12 protein-coding genes are annotated in these 13,284 nt (G+C 73.1%); 2 read left to right on the top strand and 10 right to left on the bottom strand.

All coding sequences use genetic code 11. The features are described from left to right. Positions 1 to 143: 143 nt before the first annotated feature. Positions 144 to 728 (top strand): TetR/AcrR family transcriptional regulator, encoded by a 585-nt coding sequence (locus WFI16_RS19690; protein ID WP_419899560.1) that lies wholly within the window; start codon positions 144 to 146, stop codon positions 726 to 728. A 22-nt stretch (positions 729 to 750) separates the two neighbouring features. On the opposite strand, the gene WFI16_RS19685 is transcribed toward WFI16_RS19690, so the two are convergent. From WFI16_RS19685 to WFI16_RS19660, 6 genes are all read right to left on the bottom strand, one after another. Continuing rightward, entirely contained in the window at positions 751 to 1,119 is a 369-nt protein-coding gene (locus WFI16_RS19685; RefSeq protein WP_419899559.1) for a flagellar biosynthesis regulator FlaF, read from the bottom strand. Between the two features lie 114 nt (positions 1,120 to 1,233). Further along, the gene (fabG, locus tag WFI16_RS19680; protein ID WP_419899558.1) at positions 1,234 to 2,028 is read right to left on the bottom strand and encodes a 3-oxoacyl-ACP reductase FabG; all 795 of its coding nucleotides are present in this window, start codon (positions 2,026 to 2,028) and stop codon (positions 1,234 to 1,236) included. A 69-nt stretch (positions 2,029 to 2,097) separates the two neighbouring features. Further along, the gene (locus tag WFI16_RS19675; protein WP_419899557.1) at positions 2,098 to 3,312 is read right to left on the bottom strand and encodes a sensor histidine kinase; all 1,215 of its coding nucleotides are present in this window, start codon (positions 3,310 to 3,312) and stop codon (positions 2,098 to 2,100) included. 106 nt (positions 3,313 to 3,418) lie between these two features. Beyond that, the gene (locus tag WFI16_RS19670) at positions 3,419 to 3,835 is read right to left on the bottom strand and encodes a DUF1810 domain-containing protein (RefSeq protein ID WP_419899556.1); all 417 of its coding nucleotides are present in this window, start codon (positions 3,833 to 3,835) and stop codon (positions 3,419 to 3,421) included. An 89-nt stretch (positions 3,836 to 3,924) separates the two neighbouring features. Continuing rightward, positions 3,925 to 5,073, bottom strand: a complete 1,149-nt coding sequence (locus WFI16_RS19665) for a mandelate racemase/muconate lactonizing enzyme family protein (RefSeq protein ID WP_419899555.1) — start codon at positions 5,071 to 5,073, stop codon at positions 3,925 to 3,927. Beyond that, positions 5,070 to 6,404, bottom strand: coding sequence for an MFS transporter (locus WFI16_RS19660; protein ID WP_419899554.1), 1,335 nt, complete (start codon positions 6,402 to 6,404; stop codon positions 5,070 to 5,072). Before WFI16_RS19660 ends, WFI16_RS19665 begins: the two co-directional genes overlap by 4 nt. 133 nt (positions 6,405 to 6,537) lie before the next feature. Here WFI16_RS19660 and WFI16_RS19655 point away from each other — a divergent pair, with 133 nt between their 5' ends. After that, positions 6,538 to 7,434 carry a LysR family transcriptional regulator gene (locus WFI16_RS19655; RefSeq protein ID WP_419899553.1) on the top strand — a complete coding sequence of 299 codons (897 nt, stop codon included), beginning with the start codon at positions 6,538 to 6,540 and terminating at the stop codon, positions 7,432 to 7,434. Positions 7,435 to 7,437: 3 nt separating this feature from the next. On the opposite strand, the gene WFI16_RS19650 is transcribed toward WFI16_RS19655, so the two are convergent. The 4 genes from WFI16_RS19650 to WFI16_RS19635 form a co-directional block, all read right to left on the bottom strand. Then, the gene (locus WFI16_RS19650; protein ID WP_419899552.1) at positions 7,438 to 8,436 is read right to left on the bottom strand and encodes a serine hydrolase domain-containing protein; all 999 of its coding nucleotides are present in this window, start codon (positions 8,434 to 8,436) and stop codon (positions 7,438 to 7,440) included. Between the two features lie 42 nt (positions 8,437 to 8,478). Beyond that, on the bottom strand, positions 8,479 to 11,034 hold the full coding sequence (gene ligD, locus WFI16_RS19645; RefSeq protein WP_419899551.1) for a DNA ligase D: 2,556 nt from the start codon (positions 11,032 to 11,034) through the stop codon (positions 8,479 to 8,481). A 24-nt stretch (positions 11,035 to 11,058) separates the two neighbouring features. Further along, positions 11,059 to 11,529: a DUF3597 domain-containing protein gene (locus WFI16_RS19640; RefSeq protein ID WP_419899550.1), complete on the bottom strand. Its 471-nt coding sequence runs from the start codon at positions 11,527 to 11,529 to the stop codon at positions 11,059 to 11,061. Between the two features lie 177 nt (positions 11,530 to 11,706). Continuing rightward, positions 11,707 to 13,278, bottom strand: a complete 1,572-nt coding sequence (locus WFI16_RS19635) for a GMC family oxidoreductase (RefSeq protein ID WP_419899549.1) — start codon at positions 13,276 to 13,278, stop codon at positions 11,707 to 11,709. Between the last annotated feature and the right edge of the window lie 6 nt (positions 13,279 to 13,284).

Below are 13,284 nucleotides of genomic sequence, written 5' to 3'. Positions count from 1 at the left end.
CACCCCCTCTTGGACAAGGCGTGGCGTTGGCGGCACTCCCCAGGCGCAGAGGTCTTTGTCAGCTTGCCGGTGGAAGGCAGCCTCGCTTATGGGAAGAAACTATGAAGACGCAGCGTTCCGTATGTCAATCGGCACCATCGAAGATGGGCCGGCCGCGCGACCCGGCGCTCGACGGCGCGATCCTCGACGCCGCCCAGGCGCTGCTGGAGGAGGCCGGCTGCAGCGGCTTCACCATGGAGGGGGTGGCCAGCCGGGCAGGGACGGGGAAGCAGACGCTCTACCGCCGCTGGCCGTCGCGGGGGGAGCTGCTGATCGATCTCTACTACCGCGACCCGATGCCGCCGCCGCCGCTGGACGGCCCGCTGGCGGCGGCGCTGGACGGCTTCCTGGAGCTCAACCTGCAGCGGCTCTACCACCCCTGGCACCAGAACCTGCTGCGCAGCCTGGCCGTCGCGGCGCAGGAGGATGCGGCGCTGAAGGCGGTGATGCTGGCCCGCATCACCCGCCCGCGGCTGGAGCTCGGCCGGGCGATCTTCCGCCGCGCCGAGGCGGCGGGGGAGGTGCCGGCCGGGCTCGATGCCGAGCCGATCCTGGAGGGCGCCATCGGCGCCATCTGGTTCCGGCTGCTGTTCACCGAGGAGCCGGTCACGCCGGCGCTGAAGCCCCGGCTGCTGCGGGCGATGCTGGCCCAGGCCCGGGGACCAGCACCTGGAAAGGGCACCGGCTGAAGCAGGTGGTGCCCGCCGGCCGTCAGTGCCAGGCGGCCAGGCCGGCCATGATCTGGCGGTTGATGGCGATCAGGAAGCCGAGATCGGGGCTGTGCCGGTCCTGCTCGCGCAGCACCGCCACCGCCAGCGTGGCCAGCCCCTGACAGAGGGCCGGCGGCAGGTCGCTGTCGGGATCGGCGATCGCCACCATCACCGCCTGCCACAGCCGCCGGTTCAGCCGCAGCGCCTCGGCCCGCTGCGCCCGGTCGGCCTGCGCGGCCTCCAGGGCGACCACCGCCTTCTGGAAGGCCGCCGCCTCGGCGGCGCGGCCCTGCTGGACCGGCAGGGTGGCCGCGGCCAGGGACAGGGACAGGGCGGGAGAGGCGGCGGGGGCGAGGGTGGCGGTGATCATCGGCGGGGCTTCCTGCGGGGTTGCGTCGCCGGGTCATCCGGCGTGCCCTCACATTGCCGGGAGCTTGCTTACCCGGCGGTTAAAGCGTGGGGCTCGCTCATTTTTTCGCCGGCCTCAGCCATTGCCGCGGAAGCCCGGATAGAGCGTCATCCCGCCATCGACATAGAGCGTCGTGCCGACCACGTAGTCGGCCAGATCGGAGACCAGGAAGAGCGCGGCGCGCGCCACATCCGCCGGCTCGCCGACGCGGCCATAGGGGATCAGCTCGAGCATCTTCGCCTCGCCCTCGGCCCGCGCCTCGGCATTGATGCGGGTGCGGATGGCGCCGGGGGCGATGGCATTGATCCGGATGCCCTCGGCCGCGACCTCCTGTGCCAGGGTCTGCATCAGCATCGCGACACCCCCCTTGGCCGCCGCGTAATTGGCATGGCCGGCCCAGGGGATGCGGTCATGCACCGAGGACATGCAGAGGATCTTCCCCAGCGCCCGCGAATGGGGGCGGCGCCCCTGCGCGCGGAAGCGGCGCAGCGCTGCCTGGCAGCAGAGGAACTGGCCGGTGAGGTTGGTGGAAATCACCTTGTGCCAGTCCTGCAGGGACATGTCGGCAATGGGCGCGTCCTGCTGGACGCCGGAATTGGCCACCAGGATGTCGATGCCGCCGAAGCGCGCGGCGGCCGCCTCGAACATCCGCGCCACCGCATCCGGGTCGGCGACATCGGCCTGCACGGCGAGCGCCTGGCCGCCTGTCGCCTCGATGCCGCGCACCACCTCGGCGGCGGCCTCGACACCGCCATGGTAGTTCACCACCACCGCGGCGCCGGCTTCGGCGAAAGCCTCGGCGATGCCACGGCCGAGGCCGGAGCTGGCGCCGGTGACGACGGCCACCTGGCCGGCAAGGGATAGCTGCATGGGCAAAGTACCTCCGCCCCGGCAACGCGCCACGGGGGCCAGGGGGAGGCGGCAACTCTGCGTGTGCGGTCAGGCCTGGGCGGGCAGCCAGAGGCAGACCAGCGTGCCCGCGCCGGGCCGGCTCTCCAGCGCCAGCCCGCCGCCGGACTGCTCGGCGAAGCCCTTCGCCATGGACAGGCCGAGCCCGGTGCCCTGCTCGGCCGGCTTGGTGGTGAAGAAGGGCTCGGTCACCCGCGCCAGGGTTTCCGCATCCATGCCCGTGCCCTCGTCGCGGACGCCGAGCCGCAGATAGGCGCCGGGCGCCAAGCCGGCGGGATGGGCGGCGCCCGGCGCGACCCGCTCGGCGGCGGCGGAGAGCAGGATGCGGCCACCCTCGGGCATGGCGTCGCGGGCATTGATCGCCAGGTTGAGCAGCGCCGTCTCCAGCTGCCGCCGGTCGGCCAGCAGCGGCGGCAGGCCGGCGCAGGGCTCGACCTCGCAGACATACTGGCGGCCCAGGCTGTGGCGCAGCATCTCCGCTAGCTGCGCCAGCAGGCAGGCCGGGTCCACCGGCTCGGCGCGCAGCTCGGCCTGGCGGGCGAAGGAGAGCAGCCGGCTGGTCACCGCGGTGCCGCGATCGGCCGCCTGCAGCAGCGCCTCGGCGACGGCGGCGACCTGGTCGGGCTGGTCGGGCGCGCGGGCGATGATGGCGGCGCCGCTCTGCACCGTCTGCAGCAGGTTGTTCATGTCATGCGCGATGCCGCTGGCCAGCTGGCCGAGCGCGCGCATCCGCTCGGCATGGGCAGCGCGGGCCTGGGCGGCCTCGCGCTTGGCCACCTCCTCGCGCACCCGCTGCTCCAGCGCCTGGTTCAGCCGCTCGAGCTCGGCCTGGGTCTCACGCAGCGCGGTGATGTCGTGATGCGCGCCGACCATGCGCAGCGCCCGGCCCTCGGCGTCGCGCTCGATCTCGGCGCGGGCGGAGATCCAGCGCACCGCCCCCGCGGGCGTGACGATGCGGTATTCCTGGGCATAGTCGAGCGCGCCGCTGGCGTCGGAGACCGCCTCGAGGAAGCGCCGCTCGGCCCTTTCGCGATCCTCGGGATGCAGGCGGGCCACCCAATGGGCATGGGCTTCCTGCGCCACGGCGGCGGGCAGCCCCTGCACCGCCATATACTCGGGCGAGCGCAGGTTCAGGCCGCTGGAAAGGTCGATCTCGAAGCCGCCGACCTGGCCGATGCGCTGGACGCGGCGGAGCCGGGCCTCGCTCTCGGCGAGGGCGGATTGCAGGCGCGAGGCCTCGGTCATGCAGGACGCGGGAGCTGGATCATCGGGCGCCGCCTGGGCCAGGCCACGACGCGCGGCCGGCGCCGTCATGATGACCGAAAGCACAAGCGCGGGCAATCCAGGGGGGTCAGCCGATCGCCCGCAGGGTGAGCGGGTCGCCTGCGCCCCCGAAGCGCTGCTGCAGCGTGTCCCGGAAGACGGTCACCGCCGGCGGGGCGGCGCCGGCGAACAGCGTCATGCAGGAGCGGAACTTCAGGTCGTCCGGGCTGCCGAAGATCCCGCTCACCGTCCTGTCCGGATGGCCGGCGACCAGGCCCGTGTGCTCGACCAGCCGCGCGCCCAGGACCGGATGGTCCAGATAGGCGCGGGCCGCGTCGAGATCCTCCAGCCCGTAATGCAGGGCGGTCGGGCTGCGGCCGAGGCAGCGCAGCTGCGGGAAGACGAACCACATCCAGTGGCTGCGCTTGCGCCCCGCCGCCAGCTCGGCGCGGACGGTGTCGAGCACGGGGCCCTGGGCGTCAAGGAAGCGTTGGGGATCGAGCATGTCGCGCAGGTGGGGCGGCGACCGGCGGGCTGCAAGAACAGGCGGCGGGGCGGCGGGGCGGGCGGCAGGACCGCGCGCCCCGCCGATCCTCAGGCTTCCATCGCGCTGTGCGCCTGGACGAAGCCCGCGAAGGTCTCCGGCTTCAGCTCGATCCCCAGCCCCGGCGCGTCCGGCACGGAGACCGTCCCGTCCGCGTTGAGCCGCGGCCGCCCGCAGAGGTCGAGCAGCGGGTTGGGCCCGGCGTCGAATTCCAGGAAGGGATAGGCGCCGAGCCGGGCGCCGCTGCGGATCGCCGGCAGCGTCGCGGTGAAATGCAGCGCCGCCTGGAAATTGACGATGCCGCCCCAGACATGCGGGACGACCGGCCGCTCGAAGATCTCGCCCAGCATGGCGACGCGCTTCGTCCCGGTCAGGCCGCCGCAAAGGGCGATGTCGGGCTGCAGCACGTCCAGGCAGCCGGCCTCCAGGAAGGGCAGGAAGGCCGAGGCGCTGCCGAATGTCTCGCCACCGGCCAGCGCCGGTGTCAGCTGCGGCGCCAGCATGCGGTAGCCGGCGAGGTCGTCGGGGATGCTGGGCTCCTCGATCCAGAGCAGCCTCGCTTCCTCCATCCGGCGGGCGGCGGCCAGCGCGGCGCGCGGGGCGTAGGACTGGTTGAAGTCCAGCATCAGCGTGCCCTCCTCGCCCATCAGCCGGCGGACGGCCAGGGCGGTGGCGGCATCGTCGGCCGGGTCGAAGCCGCTGCGCAGCTTGATGGCGCGGAAGCCGGCGCGCAGATACGTCTCCGCGTCGCGCTCGAAGTCGCGATAGGGATGGCCGCCGGGCTTGAAGAAGGGGCCGGAGGCATAGGCGGGGATGCGGTCGCGGATCCGCCCGCCGAGCAGGGTGCTGAGCGGCACGCCCTGCTGCCGCGCCGCCAGGTCGTGCAGCGCGATGTCGAGACCGGCCACCGCGATCAGCGCCGGGCCGCCGCGGTCGGTGCCGGCGGCATTCAGCAGGGCGTGCCAGTGGCGGGTGATGGCCTGCGCGTCCTGGCCGAGCAGCAGCCCGGCCAGGCGGCTTTCGATGATCGCCCGGGCGGCGGCCGGGGCCTGCCAGCATTCGCCCCAGCCGGACCGGCCGGCGCGGTCCCGGATCTCCACCAGCAGCGTCTCGCGCCGGTCGAAGAAGACCAGGGCATTGCCGATGACCTCGGGCAGCGGGGCGACCAGGTGGTAGAGGCGGATGGCGGCGATGGTCATGCTTCGGCTTCCGTGGCGGCGGGGGCGGGGCGCTGCTGCATCATCTCGCGCATGCTGCGGCCGAGGATCAGGATGGCGATGGCGGTGGCCGCCATGGCGCCGGCGAGGACGAAGAGGGCGCCGGCGAAGCCGCCGGTGGCGTCGCGCACCCAGCCGATGATGCTGGGGCCGAAGAAGCCGCCGGTGCTGCCGACCGAGTTGATCAGCGCGATGCCGGCCGCGGCGGCCGCACCCGTCAGCAGGGTGGTCGGGAAGATCCAGATATTGGGCGAGGCGCCGCCGATGCCGGCCGCGCCGATGGTCAGGCCGAGCAGGCCGACCAGCGGGTCGCTGGCGAGCGCGGCGATCAGGAAGCCCACCGCGCTGGCCAGGAAGGGGCCGGCGGCGTGCCAGACGCGCTCGCCGGTCTTGTCGGCGTGGCGGCCGACCAGGATCATCGCCAGCGCCATGAAGGCCGAGGGGATGGCGGCGACGAAGCCGGTCTGCACGGTGGAGAGGCCGAAGGCCTTGATGAACTGCGGCATCCAGATGGCGATGCCGGTGGTGCCCATGACCAGGCCGACCGCGATGGCGCACATCAGCAGCACGCGGCCATCGGTCAGCGCCCGCCCGATGCTGAATTTTTCTTTCCGTTCCTGCGTCGCGCGCTCGGCGGCCATGCGGCTGGACAGCCAGCCGCGCTCCTCGGCGGTCAGGAACTTGGCCGTCTCCGGGCGGTCCGGCAGGGCCAGCGCCACGACCACGCCCATGATCATGGCGGGCATGGCCTCGAGGAGGAACATCCACTGCCAGCCGGCCAGGCCCTGCAGCCCGTTCATGTGCTCGATGATCAGGCCGGAGACCGGGGCACCGATCACCGAGGAGAGCGGCACGGCGATGTTGAAGGTGGCGAACATCCGCGCCCGGTATTCGCGCGGAAACCACAGCGTCATGTAGAAGATCATGCCGGGGAAGAAGCCGGCCTCGGCGGCGCCGAGCAGCACGCGCACGGCATAGAAGCTGGTCGGGTTCCAGACGAAGGCGGTGGCCGCCGAGAGCAGGCCCCAGGTGATCAGGATGCGGGCGATCCAGATCCGCGCGCCGAAGCGCACCAGCATCAAATTGCTCGGCAGCTCGCAGAGCACATAGCCAAGGAAAAAAATACCGGCGCCGAAGCCGAAGGTCGAGGCGCTGAAGCCCAGATCCTGGTTCATGGTCAGCGCGGCGAAGCCGATGTTCACCCGGTCCAGGAAGGCCGCGAAATAGCAGACCATCAGGATCGGCAGGATGCGCCAGGCCGCCTTGGCGATGATGTCGGGACGGTCACGGGTGCTGGCGATGGGGGCCGCCATGGTGGGGTTTCCTCTCCGGAGCGCGCGGGCTGCGCCGCGCTTGGTGTTCGTCTTCCCGCCGTCATCGGATCATTGACATCCACAATCAAATGGGATGTTTCAAACTCGTCATATTGGAAAAACTGATAGCGGCATGCGGGTCACGCTCGCCCAGCTCGAGGCCTTCTTCTGGACGGTGCAGCTCGGCTCGGCGCAGCGGGCGGCGCAGCACCTCAACCTGGCGCAGCCGACGCTCTCGCTGCGGCTGAAGGACCTGCGCGAGGCGATCGGCGCGGAAATCCTCGAGCGCACCGGGCGGGGGCTGCGGCCGACGCCGGAGGGCCGCGCCCTGCTGCCGCGGGTCGCCGCCATCATGGCCGAGCTGCGCGGCATCGGCGGCGCCGACCCGGTGCGCGACATCGCCGGTCCGATCCGCGTCGGCCTGGCGGAGGGCTTCGCCGTGACCTGCCTGCCGCCTCTGCTGGCCGCCCTGCGGGAGGACCATCCGGCGCTGCAGCCGGAATGGGTGGTCTCGACCAGCGCGACGCTGGAGACGGCGCTGCTGCGCGACACGCTGGACATCGCCGTGCTGCTGAACCCGATCGGCGACGAGCGGCTGGCGATGACGCCGCTCGGCGCGCAGCCGACCAGCTGGGTGGCACCGTCGGGCTGGCGGCTGGCCGGCCCGGTCAGCCCGCGCGACCTCTGGGACCTGCCGGTGATCTCCAACCCGCCGCCGGCGGCGATGCACCGGCAGATCGGCGGCTGGTTCGCGACCGCCGGCATCGCGCCGCGCCGTCTTTCCGTCTGTACCTCGGTGGCGGTGATCGCCGAACTCGTCGCCGGCGGGATCGGGGCGGGACTGCTGCCGGTGCGGATGGCGGCGCGCTATGTGGCCGAGGGCAGCATGACGCTGCTCACGGCCAATCCCCCGGTGGAGAATGGCCGCCTCTTCACCGCCGCCCGCATGGGGGTGGAGGAGCCGAAGGTGATGGCGGTGGCCCGCGCCATCTCCCGCGTGCTGGCCCGCATCGACTACCTGCAGGCCTGAGCATCAGGCCAGCGCCGGCACGATCGCCTGCTCGACGAGCGCGTGCAGCGCGCGGGCATGGCCGCCGGCGCCGCCCGAGCGCTGCCGGGGGTCCGAGGTCATCACGACCGAGAGGCCGAGCCCGGGCAGCACATGCGCCATCTGCCCGCCGAAGCCCCAGGCGTAGAAGCGCGGCTGCTGCCCGACGGGCCGCAGGAACCAGCCATAGCCATAGGCGTCGCCGGTGAAGGCGGAGGCGGTGCGCGGCGTCCAGCAGGCGGCGATCCAGTCCGGGCGCAGCACCTCCTGGCCATTCACCGCCTGGCCGTTCAGCCGGTGCATCTCGGCGAAGCGCAGCAGCCCGCGCGGCGAGATCAGCATGTCGTTGCCGCCGAAGAAGATGCCCTGCGGGTCGCGCGGCCAGGGCGGCAGCGCGATGTCCAGCGGCCCGGCCAGCCAGTCGCGCGCCAGGGCATGGGTGGAGCGCCCGGTGACCCGCGTCAGGATGGCCGAGAGCAGGTGCGTGTTGCCGGTGGAGTAGAGCATCGGCCCGCCCGGCTCGGCGACGAAGGGCCGGGCGAGCGCCGCGCGCACCCAGTCGCGGCTGGCCACCCATTGCCCGTAGGAGGCGCCGGAGGTGCGCTCCAGCCCGGCCTGCATCGACAACAGGTTGCCGATGGTGACGCGGGCCAGCCGCGGATCGGCCTCGCGCGGCAGGCGGTCGCGCAGGATCGGCGCGATGGGCTGGTCCGCGCCGTCCAGATGGCCGCGGGCGATGGCGGCGCCGACCAGCGCGGCGATCACCGATTTCGACACCGACTTGACATTGGCCGGGCGATCCGGCGGCGGGCCGCGGTAATGCCGCTCGGCGATGACCTGGCCATGCCGGGCGACGATCAGGTTGTGCAGCGGCGCCAGTGCCCCGGCGGCGGCAAGGGCCGGTTCCAGGCGCGGATCGGCCTCGGCGCGGGCGGCCAGCGGCAGCAGCGCCGGCGCGGCCAGCAGCAGGCGTCGGGTCAGCATGTCCTTCAGATGGGCGCCGCGATGCGGCGTCGGTAGGGCGCGTTACGCTTCGCCAAGATCCGGCAGCGGGCGGGCGGCCTCGGCATAGCCTTCCCAGGGATCGGCGCGCTTCAGCCGGGCGGGCGCGGTCGCGATGGTGAAGGCCTGCGGGTCCAGCTTCGGCCCCAGCTCCTTCCAGCCGACCGGCAGGGAGACCGGGGCGCCGGGACGGGCCCGCGGCGACCAGGCGGCCACCGCCGTGGCACCGTGGTCATTCCGCAGATAGTCGAGGAAGATCCTGCCACGACGCGCCTTCTTGGCCAGGGTGGTGGTGTAGCGGTCCGGCTTCGCCTGGGCCAGCACGTCGCACAGCGCCTTGCAGAAGGCCCTGGCCGCCGGCCAGCCGGCGCCGGGGGTCAGCGGCACCACCACATGCAGCCCCTTGCCGCCGGTGGTCTTGACGAAGGCGCCGAGCGCGAGCTGCGCCAGGTGCTTCCTGAGATCGCGGGCCGCGTCGATCACCGCACCGAAAGACGTTCCCTCGCCGGGATCGAGGTCGAAGACCAGCCGGTCGGGGCGATCGACATCCTCCGCCAGGGCGCCCCAGGGGTGGATCTCCAGCACCGCCGCCTGGGCCAGCGCCGCCAGCCCGGCCTCGTTGTCCAGCGCCAGATAGGGTTCCCGCTCGCCCTCGACCTTCACCTCGCGCAGCAGGGACGAGGTGCCGCGGCCGGCATGGCGCTGGAAGAAGCGCTGGCCCTCGATGCCGTCCGGCGCGCGCAGCAGCGAGACCGGCCGGCCGCCGGCATAGGCCAGCAGCCGCGGCGCCACGGCGGCGTAGTAGTCGGCGAGCTGCTGCTTGGTCACCGGCGGCTCCGGCCAGAGCCGCTTGCCGGGATTGCTCAGCCGGGGGGCAGAGGCGGCCGGCTTCGGCGCTGCCGCCCTGCCGGGCCTGGCCAGCGGGCCGGGCGGCGTCACCTCCGCTGCCGGCTTGTCCTCGCGCAGGCCCTTGAAGGAGGCCTGGCGGATGCGGCCCTCGCCGGTCCAGCCGGCGAAGTCGATCTCGGCGACGAGACGCGGCTCGACCCAGAGGGCGCTGCGCCGGTCGGCCGGATCGACCCCGGCCGAGAAGGGCGAGGTCCTGCGCCCCAGCGGCTTCAGCGCCCGCACCAGGCTGGCCGCCTGCGCCCCGGAGATGCCCGAGCCCACCCGGCCCAGATAGACCAGGCCGCCATCGCGCCAGGCGCCGAGCAGCAGGGTCATGCTGCCTTTCGGCCCCTTGCCGACGCCGCCGATGACGAACTCGTCGTTGCCGCGGCATTTGGCCTTCACCCAGTCGGCACTGCGCCCGGCGCGATAGGGCGAGACGGCGCGCTTCGAGACCACGCCCTCCAGCCCCATGCGGCAGGCCGAGCGCAGCACCGCCGTGCCGGCGGCGGCGAAATGCTCGACATAGACCACCGTTTCCGGCGCCCGCTTCAGCAACTGCTGCAGCCGCGCCTTGCGCTCGGTCAGCGGCGCGCCCCGCCAGTCCTTGTCGCCCTCGGCCAGCAGGTCGAAGGCGAAGAAGCGCAGGCTGCCGGTGCGGCCCTGCTCCATGGCGCCGACCAGCGCGGCGAAATCCGGCGTGCCCTCGGCGTCCATCGCCACCAGCTCGCCATCCAGCACGGCATCCGGCAGCCTGCCCAGCGCGGCGGCGGTCTCGGGGAAGCGCCCGGTCCAGTTGAGGCCGTTGCGGGTGAAGAGGATGGCCGTACCGTCGCGGAGATGCGCCTGCAGCCGGTAGCCATCGAGCTTCAACTCGTGCAGCCAGGCCTCGCCGGCGGGCGCACGGTCCTCGCTGACGCAGAGCTGCGGCGGCACGAAGCGGCCGATCTCGATCGGCGCCTCGGCGGCGGCACGCTCCTCCGCCTTGCGGCGGCGGGGGGCGCGGGGCGGCGGCGGGGCGCCGGCCTTCTGCCGCGCCGCGGCGATGCGCCCGGGCGAGGCGCGCCCCCGGGTCTTCGCCGCCGGCTTCGCCGCGGCCGCGCCGGCGATCTCCGCCATGCTGCGGCCGGAGGCGACCGAGGTCTGCGCCGCCTCGACCAGGGATTCGCCCTCGCCGGGGCGCGCGGCCTCGTCATCCTCCTTGATCAGCAGCCAGTTGTCGCGCTTCTCCTTCGCGCGGCGGCGCATCCGCACCAGGGTCCAGCCGCCCTGCAGCCGTTCGCCATGGGCGCGGAATTTCAGCTTGCCGGCGGCCAGGGCCTTGGCCGGATCGTCATCCAGGCTTTCCCAGCTGCCGCGGTCCCAGAGCATCACCGTGCCGCCGCCATACTGGCCCGCGGGGATGGTGCCCTCGAAGCTGGCATAGCTCAGCGGATGGTCCTCGACCTCGACGGCCAGGCGCTTGTCGGCCGGGTCCAGGCTGGGGCCCCGGGTGACCGCCCAGCTCTTCAGCGTGCCCTCCAGCTCCAGCCGCAGGTCGTAATGCAGCCGGGTGGCATCGTGCTTCTGGATGACCAAAGCCGGCGCGCGGGACTGGCCCCGCCGCGCCGGCTTCGCATCGCCCGCCGGCTCGGCCGTGCGGGTGAAGTCGCGCTTGGCGCGGTAGCGGGCGAGATCCTCTTTCGGAGCCATCGCGGCGCCGCCGCGCCGGGCCGCTCAGTCGGCCAGCTCGGCCGGCACCTTGCCGCCATTGGCCGCCAGCTTCTGCATCACCTGCTTGTGCAGCCAGATGTTCATCGCCGCCGAATCCTCGGTGTCGCCGCTGTAGTTCAGCTCGCGCGCCAGCTCCTTGCGGTTCTGCAGGCTGCTGTCGAGGCCGAGCAGCTTCATCAGGTCGACGATCGAGCTGCGCCAGTTCAGCGTCTGGCCGGACTTGGCGGCCATGTCGGTCAGCACCGCCTCGACATCGACCGGCTGGGCCGGGGTGGCGGGCGCAGCGGCCGGCGCGGCGGCGGCGGGGGAGGTGCCGACCGGGGTGCCACCGGGCGCGGCCATCGGCGCATCGCCGGGCATCGGCGCCGGCGGGGTGGCCGCGGTGGGGGCGCCACCGGGGGCCGGCGCGGCAGCCGGCGCGGCCTCGGCGCGATGGCCGAAAATCTTGTTCATGATGCTGCTGAAGACGCTCATCGGGTCATCCTTGGTCTGCTAGCGTCCGCCCCTGCGACAGGCGGGCGCGGTGCAGCAGTAACGCGGCCAGCCGCCGCGGGTTTTCCCGCGGCGGAACAGCATTCGCCCGAAGTTCCCAATATGGCGCCAAGAAGCCGGCGGCGGGACCGATGAAAATCCCGCGCCCCTTACTTGAGCTTATCCGGCGCGCATCCGCTGCGCCGCCATTTCGCCGATCATCACGCAGGTGAAGTGCAGGTTGGCGCGGCAGTCGGTCGGCATGATCGCGGCATCCGCCACGCGCAGCCCCTCGACCCCCTGCACCCGCAGATCGGGATCGACCACCGCCATCGGGTCCGAGGCGGGCGCCATGCGGCAGGTGCCGGCGGCGTGCTGGATGTCGTTGCACTCGGCCAGCATCAGCGCGTCGAGCTCGGCATCCGGCAGCGCCACCGCCTCGGCGAAGGGCAGGTCGAGCTCGCCGAAGCGGATCCCGGTGGCCAGGGCGCTGACCGGCGCCTGCGCCACGATCCTGGCCAGGCGGCGCAGGCCGTCGCGCATCCGCAGCCGGTCGCGCGGATCGTCCAGCATGTTCTCCTCGACCACCGGGTTGGCGGCGGGGTCGGCCGAGGTCAGCCGCACCTCACCGCGCGAGAAGGCGTCGTAGAGCGCGACGCCGATCGAGCCGACCGGGGCCGGACCGCCGGGGACGAAGCCGCTGTGGTTGAAGGCGATCATGATCATGTCGCGCTCGCCGCCCTGGCCGAGGCCGGAGCTGTAGGTCAGGCAGCAATTGGTGTGGCGGCTGTCCGGCCCGGCCGCGACATGCTCGGGCTTCAGCTGCAGGCTGGCGCGCAGGATCGGGTGGTCCATCAGCCCCTGGCCGACGCCGGGGGTGTCCTGCAGCACCGGGATGCCGAGCGCCGCCAGCTGCGCCGCCGGGCCGATGCCGGAGCGCATCAGGATGGTCGGGCTGTGGATGGCGCCGGCGCAGAGCACGATCTCCCGCGCCGCGATCTCGACGGGGGCCGCTTCCCCCTCGAAGCGGACCCGCAGGCCGCGGGCGCGCCGTCCCTCGAACAGCACGCGATCGACCAGCGCGCCGCCGCGGATCTCGAGATTGGCCCGGCCGCGCGCCGGCTCCAGATAGCCGTCATTGGTGGTCACCCGCAGCCCGTCGCGGCTGTTGATCGGGTAGCAGGAGACGCCCTCGCCCTGCGGCGCGTTCAGGTCGGCCTTCCAGGGATAGCCGAGGCCGAGCGCCGCGTCGCGCAGGCCGCGATCGACCGCGCCCCATTCGGCCTGCGGCGCGTGCCAGACCGGCAGCGGCCCGCCCTGGCGGCGGCCCGGACCGGCGGCGGTCTCGTTGTCGTCCTCGATGCGGTCGAAGATCGGCAGCACCTCGGCGGCCGACCAGCCGGTGCAGCCCAGCGACGCCCAGTGGTCGAAGGCCGCCGGCACGCCGCGGATGGCGATCTGCGCATTGACCGTGGACGAGCCGCCCATGGTCTTGCCGCGCCAGTAGAAGCGCGGCGCCTGGACGCGGGTGCGGCGGGTCTCCAGCCCCGGCCACTGCCATTCGGCCTGATGCGCCGGGTCGCGCATGAAGGGGATGATATTGGCGCTGCGCAGCGCCGGCGGGGCATCGGCCGCACGCCAGTCGCGCCCGGCCTCGAGCAGCAGCACACGCCGGGAAGGATCCTCGGAGAGGCGGGCGGCGAGCGGGGCGCCGGCAGAGCCGGCCCCCACCACGATCACGTCATACATCATCGGAGG

The sequence above is a fragment of the Roseomonas sp. USHLN139 genome (assembly GCF_037145735.1).
Taxonomy (GTDB): Bacteria; Pseudomonadota; Alphaproteobacteria; order Acetobacterales; family Acetobacteraceae; genus Pseudoroseomonas.
This window is presented reverse-complemented; position numbering and strand designations above follow the sequence as displayed.

Excerpts from the sequence above, each read along its gene's own strand:
- WFI16_RS19655 (WP_419899553.1), top strand. The coding sequence starts at position 6,538 with ATGCGGGTCACGCTCGCCCAGCTCGAGGCCTTCTTCTGGACGGTGCAG.
- WFI16_RS19685 (WP_419899559.1), bottom strand. The coding sequence starts at position 1,119 with ATGATCACCGCCACCCTCGCCCCCGCCGCCTCTCCCGCCCTGTCCCTG.
- WFI16_RS19650 (WP_419899552.1), bottom strand. The coding sequence starts at position 8,436 with ATGCTGACCCGACGCCTGCTGCTGGCCGCGCCGGCGCTGCTGCCGCTG.
- fabG (WP_419899558.1), bottom strand. The coding sequence starts at position 2,028 with ATGCAGCTATCCCTTGCCGGCCAGGTGGCCGTCGTCACCGGCGCCAGC.
- WFI16_RS19670 (WP_419899556.1), bottom strand. The coding sequence starts at position 3,835 with ATGCTCGATCCCCAACGCTTCCTTGACGCCCAGGGCCCCGTGCTCGAC.
- WFI16_RS19640 (WP_419899550.1), bottom strand. The coding sequence starts at position 11,529 with ATGAGCGTCTTCAGCAGCATCATGAACAAGATTTTCGGCCATCGCGCC.
- WFI16_RS19635 (WP_419899549.1), bottom strand. The coding sequence starts at position 13,278 with ATGATGTATGACGTGATCGTGGTGGGGGCCGGCTCTGCCGGCGCCCCG.
- ligD (WP_419899551.1), bottom strand. The coding sequence starts at position 11,034 with ATGGCTCCGAAAGAGGATCTCGCCCGCTACCGCGCCAAGCGCGACTTC.
- WFI16_RS19665 (WP_419899555.1), bottom strand. The coding sequence starts at position 5,073 with ATGACCATCGCCGCCATCCGCCTCTACCACCTGGTCGCCCCGCTGCCC.
- WFI16_RS19690 (WP_419899560.1), top strand. The coding sequence starts at position 144 with ATGGGCCGGCCGCGCGACCCGGCGCTCGACGGCGCGATCCTCGACGCC.
- WFI16_RS19660 (WP_419899554.1), bottom strand. The coding sequence starts at position 6,404 with ATGGCGGCCCCCATCGCCAGCACCCGTGACCGTCCCGACATCATCGCC.
- WFI16_RS19675 (WP_419899557.1), bottom strand. The coding sequence starts at position 3,312 with ATGACCGAGGCCTCGCGCCTGCAATCCGCCCTCGCCGAGAGCGAGGCC.